Genomic DNA, 16,289 nt, shown 5'->3' with positions numbered 1-16,289 from the left:
AGCCCCGTCAGAGACTTTTTTTGAACCCGTGTCGAATTCGCATCCCATCAAACGACTATCACTGAATCATTCAAATCCAGCGGAGACATCGCCATGCGCTTCATGATCATTGTAAAGGCCAGCCAGGATTCCGAAGCCGGCATCATGCCCAGCGAAGAGCTGCTCACGGCCATGGGCAACTACAACGAAGAACTGGCCAAGGCCGGCATCCTCCTCGCCGGCGAAGGCCTGCAACCGAGCAGCAAAGGCGCCCGCGTGCGCTTCTCCGGAGATAAACGCACGGTAATAGACGGCCCGTTCGCCGAAACCAAGGAACTGATCGCCGGATACTGGCTATGGCAGGTGAAGTCGAAAGAAGAAGCGATCGAATGGGTCAAACGCTGCCCCAACCCGATGCCGGGCACTGAAGCCGAAATCGAGATTCGTCAGGTGTTCGAGCTGGATGATTTTGGCGCGGAGCTAACGCCGGAATTGCGTGAGCAGGAGGAACGGGTGTTTGGGCTGAAGAACAAGGGCTGAATACTTCCTTCAAGGAAGCTATACGTTGATCACGCGATCACGTCCTGGACTTTCTATTCGTCCATGGACGTGGTCGTACGCTCGACGTTCACCCGTTAAGCCGGGTATTCCTGTCGATTTCGAAGCATGACGTAAACGGGGTTCAGTCGCGCCTCAGCAGGAAAGACCACGATGTAGTCGTCAAAATGAGCACCTTTGTTATCACTCAAGGGTTCAAGTATTGGCACGGGTGGTGATTGAATAAAGCTCAACGGATTCGATTGTGCCGGGTCTCGGAGTTGACTGTTTCCAAGAGAAGGCGCATTGGACCAACAGATCGTAACCGGCGCAGTGCCATCAGCGGTAAAACTGAACGATTGTGCGCCTTGTTCTTGACGTGCCAACTTCACCGGCACCTTGAGTGTTGAATTACTTGCCTGAGACGCTGCGACATAGACCTGCGACATTGACTTGACGCCCTCTATCCCCAAGAGCTGAGAGCCTGGTGCGACCGTAACAACTGTGGAGCCCATCCTGAACGGAACATCCACTTCAGCCCCGCTTTGCGCGAGGTTTTGCCAAGCCTCACCCTCGATAGGCATCAACTCGGACAATGGAACGCTAAGGCCAAAGACCTGGGTATCTGCACGACTGGAAAATCCGAAGTTCAGAACAGGCGCGCGCTCGATTGTTTTCCGTGAAGTACCGGAAGCGTCCTGCCATGTAAATTCAGCCACTGCCGAGCGGAGGGATTTTTGCAGTTCAACCTGTTGCAAAAACTCCAGCGCCGAGGGTTCACCCTGTAGCAACACGGCAGGACGATTGTCGACAAAGTCCAATATCCCGTTGATCACGAAAGCCACATGAGCCGGACCGAGTTTTGCAAGCTGACGTGAACTGATCAATTGTTCCTGCGCAATGTTCAACAATGATTCAGCCTCTTCATTAACCCTTTGATGACGCGGATTAATAACCGTCAACCGCGCAAGGTACTGATTGTAAGTTGCGTTGATCTGATACGCGATGCTCTGCCACTGTCCCTGATCAGTCCGAGCAAACCTCAAACTGCTCTGTACGCTACGGTTAACGCTCTCAATGCGCCACTTCCAGAACGCGAATTTTCTGATGGTATTAAGCGCTTCACGCTGAGTTCGTTCGAGCGTGCGGATGCTCGATTCTTGAGAAGAGATATCCAATTGGGCACCTGCCTCACTTCGCAAGTGCGAAGTACTCTGCTCAAACGCTGCAAAAGCAGTTTCAACCGCCTGATCCGAGACAGCCACATCTGCAGCAATCCTTTGCACTTCGGCGTAGCCTCGGGTGATAGGGCTCATCGGTAGCGATGGAGACAGTACGGGCAAGGCCTCTTCCTTGAACGCAGCGATACCTTGTTTTTGATGCCAGCCCCTGACAAGTTGTACAACTCCCGCTGCGCTGTTGGAACTGAACCTGTCGTCCGGATAAAACAACAAATCCGCCCCTTGGGGGTGACCGACGATCCGGTCGAAATGGTTGATCAACTCATCATGGTCCTGTTTGGGCAAATCGACTGCCCAGATTTTGTTGACCAGTGTCTGAAATTCCGATGCGGTGTATTCCTTGAGTGATGCTTTAAGTTCCATCCTTGGTAGTTCCTTGCGTTTGTTTGGCGGACAGCCGAAGTCAACGGCACCTGCTCGCTGCAAGCAGGTGCCGTTAAGTTGAAGGCTCAAATTTATTCGGATTTAAAACCGGGTTTGTTATTGGCGGCTCGCCAACCTTTAATGACCCTAAGCACATCTTCCGGTGTACTTACGCAACCGTCCTTAGGATAGAAAATAACGTCAGAGCGATCTGGATGCTCAGTAATCAACTCAAAGTGGTGCACACCCTGAATAATGAGTTCATCAAACTCATCCGCGGATAAGTCCTCCCTCTCCTCATAAAGCTCACGTAGAAACTCTAAAAATTCGGCTTCTGTATAGTCTTCAAATTTTTCTTTGAAAATCATCTTCAATTTCCTTTTCCGTGAAAATTGATATGGCGTCTTGGCGTCATGATTACCAGATTGCCCATATCGTAAACCGCCCCCCCTTGAGCAACTTCCTCGAGATGATGGATTTCATACTTAATTCGGCCTCCGTTTCTATCATCTGCTGGTGCATAGGGTGCATTTCCCTTTTTCATCAAGTGTAAATCGATGGGCGTGAACTGAGTCCTGAGTTCTGGATCCGCGGCGATTGCCTTCCAAAGCGCCCGTCTAAACCCATGAAAATTTCGAAACTCTTGCCATCGCAACTGATCTGCAATCTGCAAAGGAATCGGCGCTCCCTGCTCACGGGCCGCTTGACCCAACCATACCCCCGAAACGGCCGGACCTACTCCGATTGCCACACCCGGATCATCCCGCCGATCACGAAACAGAGCATCCGGCGAAGGCAGTTCCATATCCCCCGGATACCCAGGAATACTCGCACCTATCTCCCCTTCGTCAACAGCCGGAAACGTCTCGTTTGGCGGTAGGACGGGGATGGCCGGGCTGCCGGGATAAACCAACGGATCGGTCGGCGTGATCGGTGATGTCGTCGAACCAAGCTGCTCACTGCCCGGCGGCACCAAAGGCTTCCAGCTACTGGCCGGCGGGATCGGCCAAGGAACAACCGCAGGTACAACTCCAATCCAACCCTCGGCACTGTTCGGCACCTTGATGCTGATTTGGTCGAGATTGAAAGGATCGGTCCAGAACTCCGGACGTTCTTGATACCGCAGTTCGAACTCGCGGTTTTCACCGACCCATGTGCTTTTCGGCGCATAAGGGGCAAAACCTTGTTCAATGCGTTTTTTATTCAACTCATCGAACGGCAATACAAGTTCGCGATGCTCTCCCAGCGTTCGCCAGAGCGCTTCGTCGAAGGCCTCGAACGAATTGAATTCCCGACCCCGGAACTGTTCACCGATTAGCGCCGGAATGGCGGCACCCACAGGCTGAGTAGCCAAACTCCACCAGTCTTTGGTCCCTTGCTGACCTGTGCCCGTGACGACTCCCGTCCCCATAGGTGGAACGCCGAAAGACAGGTAAATCGGCTCAAGACCAGGAACGCAAACGATGCAATCCTGAATGCGCCAATCGACACCGGCCGGTATGCCTTGAACCTGTGGTTGCGTGACGGCCAAGGGCGTCTGGTTGGGCAGCTGCGCTTGAGGTGCAGTGTCCGGCGTGAACTCCACATAACGGGTTGGGGAACCGGGGATTTCAGCGGTGTATGCACCGGTTAGCGGATCCAGCGATGCATTCACCACTGGAACCCGCGAATCAATCTCGCCTCCGGTTTTGGTGGCGATGATTGCAGCGCCCTCGTCTGTCGCTAACGGCTTCAGCCGGTACTCCACTTCCGCCGAGCCGCCCGCGTCAGCGATTGTTTGCAACTCTCTACTGTCGTGAAGCTCCAGCGTGTGCGCCGGTACGGCAACAGCATGAAACAAGCGAGCTCGTTGCTCAGGTGTTAGCTCGCCGTTACCCAGCTCGGATGGATAAGCCATTCCTCCGACAAATATCGCAACTTGACCGGCAGTGAGCGTAACCGCTGCTTCGGTCAATAAAACCACCGATCGGGTTACGGCGATTGCCAATGCATCCGCCGCGCCTGCAACCCACGTACTGCCGGCGACAGCAAGGGCTGACATACCAGCCATCGACTGCTTGACCGGAAAACGACAGGTATTGGCATGCTTCACTCGCTCGATGCGCGTATCTGCATCGGCCTGCCGCTTGAAACGAACACGCGCATCGCGTTGCTCGGCGTACTGGCGTTGCCTTTCCCATTGCGCAAGCCTTTCGACCCACTCGGTATGCTCCCTGGTCAGCGCGTTGTTTTTATCGCCGAGAACATTGATCTGTGCCGACAACAATCTGGCTTCGTGTGCCGCGTTATAAGCGCTTTCCCAAATCTGATGACCGCTTGCAAGTGCATCGCCGAACTGCTCCAGTCGAGCCAGATAGTCGGTCGCAGTTCGCAAGAATGGATCATGTCCATCGTATGAGCGCGCAATCCTGTTTTTTTCATTGAGATCTGCGGTTTTGCGGACGCTGAGCCCGTCGATTTGGCTCTTTATTTTGTTGATGGAATAAAGCTGCCAAGGCTCCCCCGAAGCACCAACATCGGGTGGTTTACGCGCCGCCGAAATTTCATGCTCAAGTGATTGCGTGAGTTGTTCAAACCTGACAGCGAAGTTTCGATCGGTCTCAGCTTTAAAAGCGACTTGACGCTGCGCCAACCCTGCGAGCAGTTGCTGCCGCGTCTGGATACGGGCCGTCTCCAAATCTTGTTGAGCTTTTGCTGCGGCTTGTGCCTTCTCCCTTGCCTCCTTTTCCTTTCGCTCCAGATTGGCCTGTTTCCTGAGGGCTATGGTCTTTGCACTCGGGCCACCGAAATTGCCCGAAGCACCGACCCGATTCCCCCCACCACCACCATGTCCACCACCCGAACCACCGCCGGAGGCCGGCGGTCCAGGCCTGATCACTACGTCACCTGTTGATCCATCGTTCAATGTGTTTTGTGCCATACAGTCTCTCCTTGTCTGTAGGGCACAGCATGTCGATGGGATGTAGGTCAGGTGCGGTACATATTTATATGCCTGAGATATTTATCGCTTTTTCGGATTGCAGACACTGACATGCCTGACATCTGGTTTTTGTTAACCTTTTAGTACACAAAACTCGTGAGACTTTGCGCACAAAACCAAAGAATTAATCCTTTCGACTGGCTAAACCGCGGTTAGCTGCTAGCGTCAACCAGACGTGTCCTACAGGCTTGATACCAAAAGAGATTACGTCGTAACGGCCAGCAAGTGCCGAGTCATCTGATGAGCCACCAGGGAACCGGGGGAATCATGTTGAAAAAAATGGGGATGGGCGCCGTTATTCTGGTGAGTTCGCTTGCGCCTTTCATTTTTGCTCAGGCGGACGACGCCGAGACAGCCAACAAAAGCAACAACCCGTTGAACATCGCGCCGGGGATGAGCCTGCAGGATTACTACACCCCGAAGTTCTACGATTCCAATATTCATACCAATGACCTGTTGGTGCGCGGCACGCTGCCGATTGCGCCCAACGATTTCATTGGCGTCCCGCAATTGATACGTGTCACGGCGCCGATCAGCACGCGCCCGGACCCGAACAGCGGCTACAGCACCGGCGAAGGTGATCTGAACTTGTTCGATATTTTCCTGCTCAAGACCGAAGGCGTGCAGTTGGGCGTTGGCCCGATGATTACTGCGCCCACCGCCGATCAGGACGAACTCGGCACCGGCAAATGGCAGGCGGGACTGGCTGCCGTAGCGATCGATTCCTCGCCTCGCGGCCTGTTGGGCGCGCTGGTGCAGTACCAGAGTTCCTTTGCCGGCGACCATGACCGGCCCCACGTCGAAAGCGCAACCATGCAGCCTTTCATCATCCATAACCTGGAAAAAGGCTGGTACCTGCGCTCCACCGGGATCTGGACCTTCGACCTGAAGAACGACACCCATTACATCCCCCTCGGTCTGGGTGGCGGCAAGGTGTGGAAATCCGGGCCCAATGTCCTCAACGTCTTTATCGAACCACAGTGGACCGTGGACCACAAAGGCGATGACTTGCCGAAGTTCACGCTGTACGCCGGACTCAACGTCACGTTTGGAAAGTGAGGACATTGCCATGCAGATTGCCATTCGCGCAGCCATCTTCAGCCTGATGACCACGTTCGTCAGTTGCGGTGTTGGCGCCCATGACCTGGATACCCACCCGCAACACACCGAACAGCACTCGACGCTTGTCAGCATTACGGCCGGGCAATGACGCCAAAGGTTGAATAAGGAAGTTTTATGCGTAACCGCCTGCTGCTCACTACACTCGCGCTTTCCCTGAGCACCAGTGCGTGGGCCGATTTCACCGCTACCCCGGAGCAAGCCCGGGGCATTGCCAAGGAAGCCTATTTGTATGGCTTCCCGGTGGTCGAAATGTACAAGACCCTCTACACCCAGGCCGTGGACAAGAAGAGCTCGAACTTCAAGGCGCCGTTCAACCAGATCGGCAATACCGCCACAGCCTTCACCGCCAAGGACACCGCGTTCGTCACGCCGAATGCCGACACGCCCTACTCTTTCGTCTGGATGGACCTGCGCGCCGAACCGCTGGTGCTGACCCTGCCGCCCATCGAAGAACACCGTTACTACTCAGTGCAGTTGATCGACGCCTACACACAGAACTTCGCTTACCTGGGCACCCGCAGCACCGGCAACAATGGAGGCCATTTCATGATTGCCGGCCCCAACTGGAAGGGTCGGCAACCGCAGAACATCGACCGGCTGCTGCGCAGTGAAAGCAACATTGCCTATGCGCTGTACCGCACGCAGCTGTTCGATGAACAGGACCTGGCCAAGGTCAAGCAGATCCAGAAGGGTTACCAGGTGGAAACCCTCAGCCAGTACGACAAACACAAGGCGCCGCCCGCCGCACCGAAAATTGACTGGCCGAAGCCCTCGCCAACCATGAGCGACACCCCGGACTTGTTCCGCTACCTGAATTTCATGCTGACTTTCGCCCCGGCCCAGGACGTGGAAAAAGACCTGCTCGCGCGCTTCAAGACCATCGGTATCGAAGCCGGCAAGCCATTCAACCTGACCAAACTGAGCGCCGATCAACGCAAGGCGCTGGAGGACGGTATCAGCGACGCCAAGGCAGAATTCGCCGGGTTCAAGAAAACCAGGGTGGATACCCACGAAGTCACCAGCGGCGATTTTTTTGGCACCCGCGATCACCTCAAGGGCAATTACCTGTACCGCTACGCCGGTGCCAACATGGGGATCTTCGGCAACTCCGCCGAAGAGGCCAATTACATTGGCTACTTCGTCGACAAGGACGGCCAACCGGTCGATGCCTCGAAACACGACTACACCCTGCATTTCGACAAGGGCGCCCTGCCCCCGGCCGACGCCTTCTGGTCGCTGACCATGTACGACGGCAAGAACAAGCTGTTGGTGGCCAACCCGCTCAATCGCTACCTGATCAACTCGCGCATGTTGCCCGACCTCAAGCTCGACGCTGACGGTGGGCTGACCCTCTACTTACAAAAGAAAGCGCCGGCCAAGGACTTGCAAAGCAACTGGCTGCCTGCGCCGAGCGGCCCGTTCTACGGCATCTTGCGCCTGTACCTGCCCAAACCGGAAGTCACCAATGGCCAATGGAAAATGCCGTTGCTGACGCCGGTCACCCAACAAATCAGTAAGCGGAGTCAGTCATGATCAAGCCCTACGTAGTGCGCCCGTTGCTGGCGCTGTGCATGGTCGGCGGCAGCCCGCTGGCGCTGGCGGTTGAAGGCGGGGTCGGCCGGCCGATCACCGGCCAGCAAGTGTTCTCCAATGCCGGGATCGTGCCGCCGGAACCCGGTTGGGTGATGTCCCTGACCAGTATCTGGTATGACGGCGATCTGAAAGGCAATTCACAAGTACCGATCGTGGGTGCCTTGAGTACCGGGCTGGACATGAAGGTTTCCTACACCATGGCCAACTTCACCCACGTCTGGGACACCGGCAAAGGTCGCTGGAACTACGCGTCGGCGGTCGGCGTGCCGGTGCAGTACACCGACGTTACCGCCAACATCACTGGCCCCCGAGGCAGGACCCTGGGCACGGAAGATACCGGCACTCAATTCGCCGACATGCTGGTGACGCCGATCGCTGCGGGATATCACTTCGACGAAGTCAATCACATCTCGTTTTCCCTGCCGATCTACGTGCCGACAGGTGCCTATAACGATAATCGCCTGGCCAACCCCGGACAGAACACCTACACCTTCATGCCCACCGTGGCCTTCACTCACCTTGACGGCAAAGGCGGCGAACTCACGCTGTCCAGCGGGCTGGAGTTCTACACCGAAAACGACGCCACGGATTATCAGAACGGCGACCTCTTCACCCTCGACGCACTCTGGACCCACGGCTTCGGCAATGGCTGGGCCGCGGGTCTTGCGGCGGGCTACATCCAGCAGATCAACGATGACTCCGGGTCAGGCTCCACCAGCGGTTTTCGCGGGCGCTCGGTGGGCGCCGGCCCGGTGGTGGGCTGGACCGGCAAGTTCGCCGACGCCCAGGCCAACCTGAGTCTGCGCTGGGTGCCGGAGTTCGACACCAAAAACCGTCCGGAAGGCAACGGCATCGCGGTCAACATGACCCTGGCGTTTTTCTAGGAGCTGACATGAGCGCACTCAACGACCTCAACGCCTTGCAAGCGAGTATTACCGAAGCAGTACTCGGCCAGGATCAGGTGATCCGCCAAATTCTTGTGGGCTTGTTGGCCAACGGCCATCTGCTGCTGGAAAGCCTGCCCGGCCTGGCCAAGACCCGCACGGTCAAGGCGCTGGCCAAACACTTGGACGCAAAGATGAGCCGCATCCAGTTCACCCCGGATTTGCTGCCCTCGGACATTACCGGCGCCGAGGTGCTGCATCAGGTTGAAGGCAAAAACGAGATCCGTTTTCAGCCAGGGCCATTGTTCGGCAACCTGATCCTGGCCGACGAAATCAACCGCGCCCCGGCCAAGGTCCAGGCTGCACTGCTTGAAGCCATGGAAGAACGGCAGATCACCGTGGCCGGCAACAGCCATGCGTTGCCGGAGCTATTCATCGTTGTCGCCACGCAAAACCCGATTGAGCAGGAAGGCACCTACCCACTGCCGGAAGCGCAGATGGACCGCTTCCTGATGAAAGTGCTGCTGGATTACCCGAGTGCGGAAAACGAAAGCCAGGTGCTGCGCCTGTTGCGCGAAGAAGAACAGGCCCTCGGTGCGAAGACCGCGGCGGTGCAAGGTTTTGCGCTGGCTCAGGACGTGATCTTCGCCGCTCGCCGGGAAGTCAGCGCGGTGCATGTTTCCCCTGCCATCGACCGCTATCTGATCGACCTGATCAACGCCACCCGCCATCCCGCCGATTACGACGCCGACCTCGGCCGCTGGATCAACATCGGCGCCAGCCCGCGCGGCGGCATCGGCCTGGACCGTTGCGCCCGCGCCGATGCGTGGTTGCAGGGTCAGGATTTCGTTTCGCCGGACAATGTGCGCACCGTGGTGCACCCGGTGCTGCGCCATCGCCTGCAACTGAGCTATGACGCCGTGGCCGATGGTGTGAGTGCCGATCAGGTGCTCGACCGCTTGCTCGACAAAGTGGCGATTCCTGCATGAACGCCGACGGGTTGGTCTATGTCTCTCTGGCGCAGTTGATGGCCCTGGAGTTCAAGGCCCGTGACCTGAGTTTTGTTGCCCGTCAGCCGCAAGGCAGCATTCTTGCCGGCAACCACGCTTCGCGCTTGCGCGGCCGTGGTTTGAACTTCGACGAGTTGCGCCGCTATCAACCCGGCGATGATTTGCGTCATCTCGACTGGCGCGCGTCGCTGCGCACCGGTAAACCGGTGGTGCGCACCTTCACCGAAGAACGCGATCGCCCGGCGTTGGTACTCGTCGATCAGCGCATGAGCATGTTTTTCGGCTCGCAACGCAGCTTCAAATCCGCCCTCGCCGCCGAGCTCGGCGCCCTGGCGGCGTGGATGGTGTTCAGCGCCGGTGACCGCGTCGGCGGAATGGTGTTCAACGACCGACGCATCGACAGCGTCGCGCCGCTGCGCAGCCGCAAGCGGATCGAAGCGCTGTGCAGCCGCATCGTCCAGCAGAACCAGGAACTGAACGCGGCCAATCCGGACGCCGAAGGCGAAGACCAGCTCGACAAGGTGTTGCAGCAATGCCTGGCCGTGGCCGGGCACGATCACCTGATCTGCATCGTCAGCGACTTTGCCGGCGCAGGCGAGCGTACGTTGCAGCTGATGCGCCAATTGGCGGCGCACAACGATGTGATCGCCATGCAGGTCTACGACCCGTTGGCGCTGAACCTGCCAAAGAACGGCCGGCTGCTGATCACTCAAGGCCAGTTGCAGGTGGAACTGGCGGTGGAACGGCGCCAGGTGCACCAGCCTTTGGGCGATTTCCTCAGCGGACGGCTCAAGGATGTGGCCACGCTGCTGCGCCGCAGCCAAGTGCCATTGATGATGTTCAGCACCGCCAGCGAAGCACAGGAACAACTGCGCGCCGAACTGGGCAAACTTGTCGGGGGGCGACGATGAACCCCAATATCCCGAGCATCGAGCAACTGAATGAAATCGCCCTGCCGGCACCGGTCAGCTATGCGCCGCAGACCTGGGGTTGGTGGGTATTGCTGGCATTACTCGTGGTAACGGCGCTGCTGCTGGGTGCACGGCGTCATAGGCAATGGCGGCGAGACCGTTATCGGCGCGAGGCGTTGCTGCGGCTGGCGCAGTTGCAGCAGCGCAGTGGTGATCTGAATGCCTTGCGCGAGTTGCCGGAATTGCTCAAGCGCGTCGCCCTTTCCATGCCCTCCAGACACACCACAAAACCTGTGGGAGCGAGCTTGCTCGCGATGGCGTCCGGTCAGTCGAAATCTGCTCTGAATGTGCCGTCCTCATCGCGAGCAAGCTCGCTCCCACAGGGTCCTGCTGTGCTTGGAAAAGAGGATTGGCAAGCCTTTCTCCAGCAGCACATCAAGCAGCCGCTCCCCGCGGATTTCGGCCAGCAACTGTCCCTGCTGGCATACGCGCCGGAAGCAACCCTGCGCGCCCTGCCCACTGAACAACGTCAACAATTGTTCGACACCTGCAAAACCTGGGTGGAGCGTCATCATGTGGCAGCTTGATTACCCCTGGCTGTTACTGCTACTGCCATTGCCGTGGCTGGGTTATCGCTACCTGCCCGATTACCGTGAAGCGCGCAGTGCCGTGCGCGTGCCGTTTTTCAATGCCATGAGCCGGGCGGTGGGTGAGGCACCGAGCCAGGCCGGCACCCGCAGCAATCGCTGGCAGTTGCTGTTGAACCTGTTGGTGTGTGGGCTCTTGCTGCTGGCCGCGGCCCGGCCAGTGCTCGTGGAAAAGCCCATCGAACGCCAGCAACCGGTGCGCGACCTGATGCTCGCCATCGACCTTTCCCAGTCCATGGAGACCACCGACTTCACCGACGCCAATGGCCAGAAGATCAATCGTCTGGCCGCCGTAAAGGAAGTGGTCCACGGCTTTATCGACAAGCGCAAAGAGGATCGCCTCGGGCTGATCGTGTTCGGCAGCGGCGCGTATCCGCAGGCGCCGCTGACCCTTGACCACGCCAGCCTGTCGTTGCTGCTGGACGACACGGGGATCGGCATGGCCGGCCCCAACACGGCCATCGGCGATGCGATCGGGTTGAGCCTGAAGCTGCTGGACCAGGCCCATGAACAGGAAAAGGTCCTGATTCTGCTCACCGATGGCAACGACACCAGCAGCGCCATCACGCCGGATCATGCAGCGGCCATGGCGGCGGCCAAGGGCGTGGTGATTCACACCATCGGCATTGGCGACCCGAATGCCGAAGGGGAAGCCAAAGTGAATCTGCAAGGCTTGCAGGACATTGCCAAGACCACCGGTGGGCGCTTCTTCCGCGCCGAAGACCGTAATGCGCTGAATCAGGTCTACAGCACCCTCGACCAACTCACCCCGCATCAAGTGAAAACCCTCAGCCATCAGCCCAAACGGGATCTGTTCTGGTGGCCGCTTGGCGTTGCAATCGCACTGCTCGCGTTCTATCACCTGTGCGCGCTGCTGCGTCCGCGCCTGACCCTCGCCCGTCAACGGCAGGAGGCCTGAGATGGAGATCAACCTCAGCGATTTCCACTTCCTGCGTCCACTCTGGCTGTTGCTGCTGCCCTTCGCCGCCGTGCTGCCGCTGCTCTGGCGACGTAGCCAGGATCTGCAGCGGCGCTTGCGCAGCAACATCGCCGAACACCTGCTGCCGCACCTGCTGATCACGCCGAAGGATCAGCACTGGCTGCGTCCGGTGCATCTGGTCTGCGCACTGCTGGTGTTGGGTGCGATTGCGGCTGCCGGCCCCACTTGGGAACAGGATCGACCGGACTTTCTGGAAAACCGCGCGCCGCTGATCTTCGCCATTGACCTGTCGCCTTCCATGGACGCCAGCGATGTACAACCGTCGCGACTGGAAGCGGTAAAACACAAGCTGCACGACTTGATCCAGCGTCGCGCCGGCGCCCGCAACGCGCTGATCGCGTACGCGGGCAGTGCCCATCTGGTGCTGCCACCGACCGATGACCCGGCCTTGCTCGACACGTTCATCCAGGCGCTGAGCACCGATCTGATCGGCAAACCGGGCAAAGATGTCGGCGCCGCTATCGACCAGACCAAACGTCTGCTGGCCGCTGAAAAATCACCCGGCACCCTTCTGCTGATCACCGACGGCGCAGACACTTCAGCGCTGTCCGACCTGGACAAGAAACTCGATGGCAGCGCCCTGCAAGTGCTGATCCTGGCCGTCGGTAGCGAGGACGGCGGCATCATCCGCGATGCCAGTGGCCAGCCACGCACCGACAGCAATGGACGGCCTGAACTGGGCAGTTTCGATCAGGGTGCACTCAAGCAATTAGCCTCTGCGGTAGGTGCGCCGCTGGGCAGCCTGACCCTCAACAACGACGACCTCGACTGGGTCGAACTGCACGCCCAGCAACACTTTCAGGCTGCCAGTGATGAACAGCGCGAACTGCACTGGAAAGATGCCGGCTACTGGTTGTCCTGGCCGCTGTTGCTGATTGCGTTCTTCAGTGTGCGCAAGGGCTGGAGCCTGAACTGGATGGCGGGCTTTGTGCTGGTTGTCGGGCTCGGATGGCAACCGGCTCCAGCGCAGGCCAATGCACTCACCGATGCTTTTTTCACTCGGAACCAGCAAGGTCGCTGGGCCTTTGAGCACGAGCACCTCCCGCAGGCCGCCGCACTTTTTGTCGACCCCTATTGGAAAGGTATCGCCGCCTACAACGCCGCCGATTTCGATCTGGCGCTGGCCAGTTTCGCGCGCCTGCAAACGCCGCAGGCGTATTTCTATCTGGGCAACATTTACGTGCGCCGCTTCAAATTCGATCAGGCCATTGCGGCCTACACCCAGGCGCTGAAATTGCAGCCGCAATTCCCCGAGGCCACCGCCAACCTGGCCTTGGCCATCGCCTTGCAGAAAGACACCGAAAGCGCCGAGCAGAATGCGCCGGAGGTCAAACCCGACGAAATCAAAATGGACAAGGCACCGGGCAAAGGCCAGAGCAAAGCCGTAGAGACCGAACAGGCAGCATCGGATGAACAGTGGTTGCAGAACCTCAGCACATCGCCGGCGAAGTTCCTGAAACAGAAGTTCAGCTTGCAGGATCAGGCGGGGGCGAAGCCATGACTGAGCGTAGAGACCGCGTCGCTCCGTTCGCGAGCAAGCCCGCTCCCACAGGGGATTTGTGGTGCGCTGAGTTCCAGTGTGGGAGCGGGCTTGCTCGCGAAAGCGTCCGCATGGTCACCAGAATATTTGGCGCCTTGCTCATCACCCTGGCCAGCCTCAACACCTTCGCCGCCGAACCCGAACTGCGCGTCCAGGCCACCCTGCAACCCAACAAACCGGCCATGGTCGGCAGCCTCATCGAATTGCAACTCGAAGTCCTCACCGACACCTGGTTCACCAGCGCCCCCACCCTGCCCGACCTTAAGTTGATTGGCGCACTGGTCATGCCGCCCGACGGCCACGCCGAACACGTCAATCAGAATCTCGACGGCAAATCCTTCAGCGGCATGCGCTACAGCTACCTGATCACCCCGAATCTGGCACAGGGTTTCGACATTCCGGCGCTGACGGTGCGCGCCACTCCCGGTCAGGCCACTACCGAGCTGAGCGCCCAGAGCCAACCCTTGCATTTCACCGCGACACAACCGCCAGGGTTCCGGGTCGGTGAGCCGGTGCTGGTGGCTCAAGGGCTGCGATTCACGCAGAAAACCATCCATTCGGCCACGCCGTTGAAGGTCGGCGACAGCATCACTCGTGAACTGACACTCCAGGCAGATGGCGCCCTGGCCATGTCATTGCCGACGCCACCGCTGGGTGATGTCCGTGGCCTGAGTCGTTACGCGAAATCCCCGCAGATCAGCAATCTGGATGACGGCCGCGGCCACTTCAACGGCGGGCAGCGCATCGACACCGCGACTTACCGGGTCGACACCGAAGGTCATTACACACTCCCGCCGATCGAGGTGAAATGGTGGGATGCCAGCACCGGGCAAACCCGTACCGCGCGAGTGCCTGAGATCGATTTCGACGCAGCGGCCAACAGTGCCTACAAACCGGTGTTCTCGATCACCGAAGACCTGAAAAAACTCGGCCGGCAAAACAGCCTGCATCTTTCCGGTTATGGCTTGGGGCTGTTCGTGCTGCTGTTGGCCATCGCCGGGCTCTACTGGTTTGCCCGCCCGCTGTGGCAGCGCGCCCGCTCTCGCTGGCAGGCCCGACGTCGTGCACGGCACGCGGCCTGGCTGGAGTCCAGCGAATACGCCTGGCGCCAGATCCCGGCACAACTCGACGGCAATCCGCCGCAGTTGAGCGCCTTGTACCTGTGGACCCGCCGCAGACGCAAAGGCCTGAAGCTCACCGGCCTCGGCCCGCGTCTGCAAGCACTGTTACGGGCCTGTTACGGCCGCGAGCCGACCAAAGATCAGGCAATGCATCAACTCAAGGAATCCTTGACTACGCTGCATAGTCAGGCCGAACACAACAAAGAATCAGTCGCTCCCGCACTGCGACCACTCAACCCCGTTCACGAGAAGGAATTTCGATGATGAACCCGATATCGCTACGCCAACTTCACGGGTTTAAGTTTCTACTGACACTCGCCCTGAGCCTGCCCTTGCTGGTTCAGGCCGCCGAGCCATTGCCGTCCTGGAACGACGGCCCGTCAAAAAAGAACATCATCGAGTTCGTCCAGGCCGTGACCGATCAAAGCAGCAAGGACTTCGTCAAACCCGAGGACCGCATCGCTGTGTTCGACAACGACGGCACCTTGTGGAGCGAGCAACCGATGTACTTCGAGTTTCTGTTCGCCCTCGAAGAGGTCAAGCGCACCGCGCCGCAACACCCGGAATGGAAAACCACCCAACCGTTCAAGGCAGTGCTGGAAAACGATCACCAGGCCCTCGCAGCCACCGGCATGGAAGGCTTGATGAAGATCTTCGGCGCGACTCACACCGGCATGACCACCGAAGCCTTCGACGACTACGCCAAGACCTGGCTTTCCCAGGCCCGCCACCCGAAAACCGGCAAGCCTTACACCGAAATGATCTTCCAGCCGATGCTGGAAATGCTCGACTACCTGCGCAGCCAGGACTTCAAGACCTACATCGTTTCCGGCGGCGACACTGGGTTCATGCGCGCCTTCGCCGAAAAGGTCTACGGCATTCCGCCCGAGCAAGTCATCGGCACGACTTTCGTCACGACGTTTGATTACAAGGATGGCAAGGCGTCGATCATGCGCACGCCGAAACTGGCGCACAACGACGACGGCCCGGGCAAACCGGTCAGCATCGATGCGGTGATCGGGCGTCGACCAATTCTCGCCTTCGGCAACTCCGACGGCGACCTGCAAATGCTGCAGTGGACCGCCGCCGGAACGGGCAAGCGCTTCATGGGCCTGGTGCATCACACCGACGCCAAGCGCGAATGGGCCTATGACCGTGAATCGAAAATCGGTCGTCTGGACAAAGCCCTGGACGAAGCGAAATCCCGCGGCTGGACCGTCGTCGACATGGCTGCCGAATGGCGGCGGATCTACCCGTTCGACGCCCCCGCTACCGAGCAAGTGCAATAAAAAACCGTAACGCAGGACTGCAATAAACGTTTGTCGCATCAGGCGACGCAAGTGAGCAAAAGGAGCAAGTCA

15 protein-coding genes are annotated in these 16,289 nt (G+C 58.6%); 12 read left to right on the top strand and 3 right to left on the bottom strand.

Features of this window, described 5'->3' with window-relative positions; translation table 11 throughout:
• Positions 1–93 precede the first annotated feature (93 nt).
• Complete coding sequence (locus V6Z53_RS16700; protein ID WP_338580703.1) at positions 94–519, top strand: YciI family protein; 426 nt, start codon at positions 94–96, stop codon at positions 517–519.
• Positions 520–614: 95 nt separating this feature from the next.
• On the opposite strand, the gene V6Z53_RS16695 is transcribed toward V6Z53_RS16700, so the two are convergent.
• From V6Z53_RS16695 to V6Z53_RS16685, 3 genes are all read right to left on the bottom strand, one after another.
• Complete coding sequence (locus V6Z53_RS16695; protein ID WP_338580702.1) at positions 615–2,120, bottom strand: bacteriocin immunity protein; 1,506 nt, start codon at positions 2,118–2,120, stop codon at positions 615–617.
• A gap of 92 nt (positions 2,121–2,212) precedes the next feature.
• Positions 2,213–2,488, bottom strand: coding sequence for a bacteriocin immunity protein (locus V6Z53_RS16690; RefSeq protein ID WP_338580701.1), 276 nt, complete (start codon positions 2,486–2,488; stop codon positions 2,213–2,215).
• Positions 2,489–2,490: 2 nt separating this feature from the next.
• A complete protein-coding gene (locus tag V6Z53_RS16685) occupies positions 2,491–5,040 on the bottom strand; it encodes an S-type pyocin domain-containing protein (protein ID WP_338580700.1) in 2,550 nt (849 codons plus the stop codon).
• Between the two features lie 327 nt (positions 5,041–5,367).
• Here V6Z53_RS16685 and V6Z53_RS16680 point away from each other — a divergent pair, with 327 nt between their 5' ends.
• From V6Z53_RS16680 to V6Z53_RS16630, 11 genes are read left to right on the top strand one after another with little or no spacing between them, the layout of a single operon-like run.
• On the top strand, positions 5,368–6,159 hold the full coding sequence (locus V6Z53_RS16680; protein WP_338580699.1) for a hypothetical protein: 792 nt from the start codon (positions 5,368–5,370) through the stop codon (positions 6,157–6,159).
• 10 nt (positions 6,160–6,169) lie between these two features.
• Positions 6,170–6,310 carry a hypothetical protein gene (locus V6Z53_RS16675; protein ID WP_338580698.1) on the top strand — a complete coding sequence of 47 codons (141 nt, stop codon included), beginning with the start codon at positions 6,170–6,172 and terminating at the stop codon, positions 6,308–6,310.
• A 26-nt stretch (positions 6,311–6,336) separates the two neighbouring features.
• Positions 6,337–7,755, top strand: coding sequence for a DUF1254 domain-containing protein (locus V6Z53_RS16670; protein WP_338580697.1), 1,419 nt, complete (start codon positions 6,337–6,339; stop codon positions 7,753–7,755).
• On the top strand, positions 7,752–8,699 hold the full coding sequence (locus tag V6Z53_RS16665) for a transporter (RefSeq protein ID WP_338580696.1): 948 nt from the start codon (positions 7,752–7,754) through the stop codon (positions 8,697–8,699). Before V6Z53_RS16670 ends, V6Z53_RS16665 begins: the two co-directional genes overlap by 4 nt.
• A gap of 8 nt (positions 8,700–8,707) precedes the next feature.
• Complete coding sequence (locus V6Z53_RS16660; RefSeq protein WP_338580695.1) at positions 8,708–9,688, top strand: MoxR family ATPase; 981 nt, start codon at positions 8,708–8,710, stop codon at positions 9,686–9,688.
• The gene (locus V6Z53_RS16655) at positions 9,685–10,620 is read left to right on the top strand and encodes a DUF58 domain-containing protein (protein ID WP_338580694.1); all 936 of its coding nucleotides are present in this window, start codon (positions 9,685–9,687) and stop codon (positions 10,618–10,620) included. The genes V6Z53_RS16660 and V6Z53_RS16655 overlap by 4 nt, the downstream gene beginning before the upstream one ends.
• Positions 10,617–11,207: a DUF4381 domain-containing protein gene (locus V6Z53_RS16650; protein ID WP_338580693.1), complete on the top strand. Its 591-nt coding sequence runs from the start codon at positions 10,617–10,619 to the stop codon at positions 11,205–11,207. The genes V6Z53_RS16655 and V6Z53_RS16650 overlap by 4 nt, the downstream gene beginning before the upstream one ends.
• Complete coding sequence (locus V6Z53_RS16645) at positions 11,194–12,186, top strand: VWA domain-containing protein (RefSeq protein ID WP_338580692.1); 993 nt, start codon at positions 11,194–11,196, stop codon at positions 12,184–12,186. Before V6Z53_RS16650 ends, V6Z53_RS16645 begins: the two co-directional genes overlap by 14 nt.
• A gap of 1 nt (position 12,187) precedes the next feature.
• Complete coding sequence (locus tag V6Z53_RS16640) at positions 12,188–13,768, top strand: VWA domain-containing protein (protein ID WP_338580691.1); 1,581 nt, start codon at positions 12,188–12,190, stop codon at positions 13,766–13,768.
• Entirely contained in the window at positions 13,765–15,192 is a 1,428-nt protein-coding gene (locus V6Z53_RS16635) for a hypothetical protein (RefSeq protein ID WP_338580690.1), read from the top strand. The genes V6Z53_RS16640 and V6Z53_RS16635 overlap by 4 nt, the downstream gene beginning before the upstream one ends.
• Positions 15,189–16,217: an HAD family hydrolase gene (locus tag V6Z53_RS16630; RefSeq protein ID WP_338580689.1), complete on the top strand. Its 1,029-nt coding sequence runs from the start codon at positions 15,189–15,191 to the stop codon at positions 16,215–16,217. Before V6Z53_RS16635 ends, V6Z53_RS16630 begins: the two co-directional genes overlap by 4 nt.
• The last annotated feature ends 72 nt before the right edge of the window (positions 16,218–16,289 follow it).

Origin of the sequence: Pseudomonas sp. MAG733B, assembly GCF_036884845.1 — a bacterium.
GTDB lineage: Bacteria > Pseudomonadota > Gammaproteobacteria > Pseudomonadales > Pseudomonadaceae > Aquipseudomonas.
This window is presented reverse-complemented; position numbering and strand designations above follow the sequence as displayed.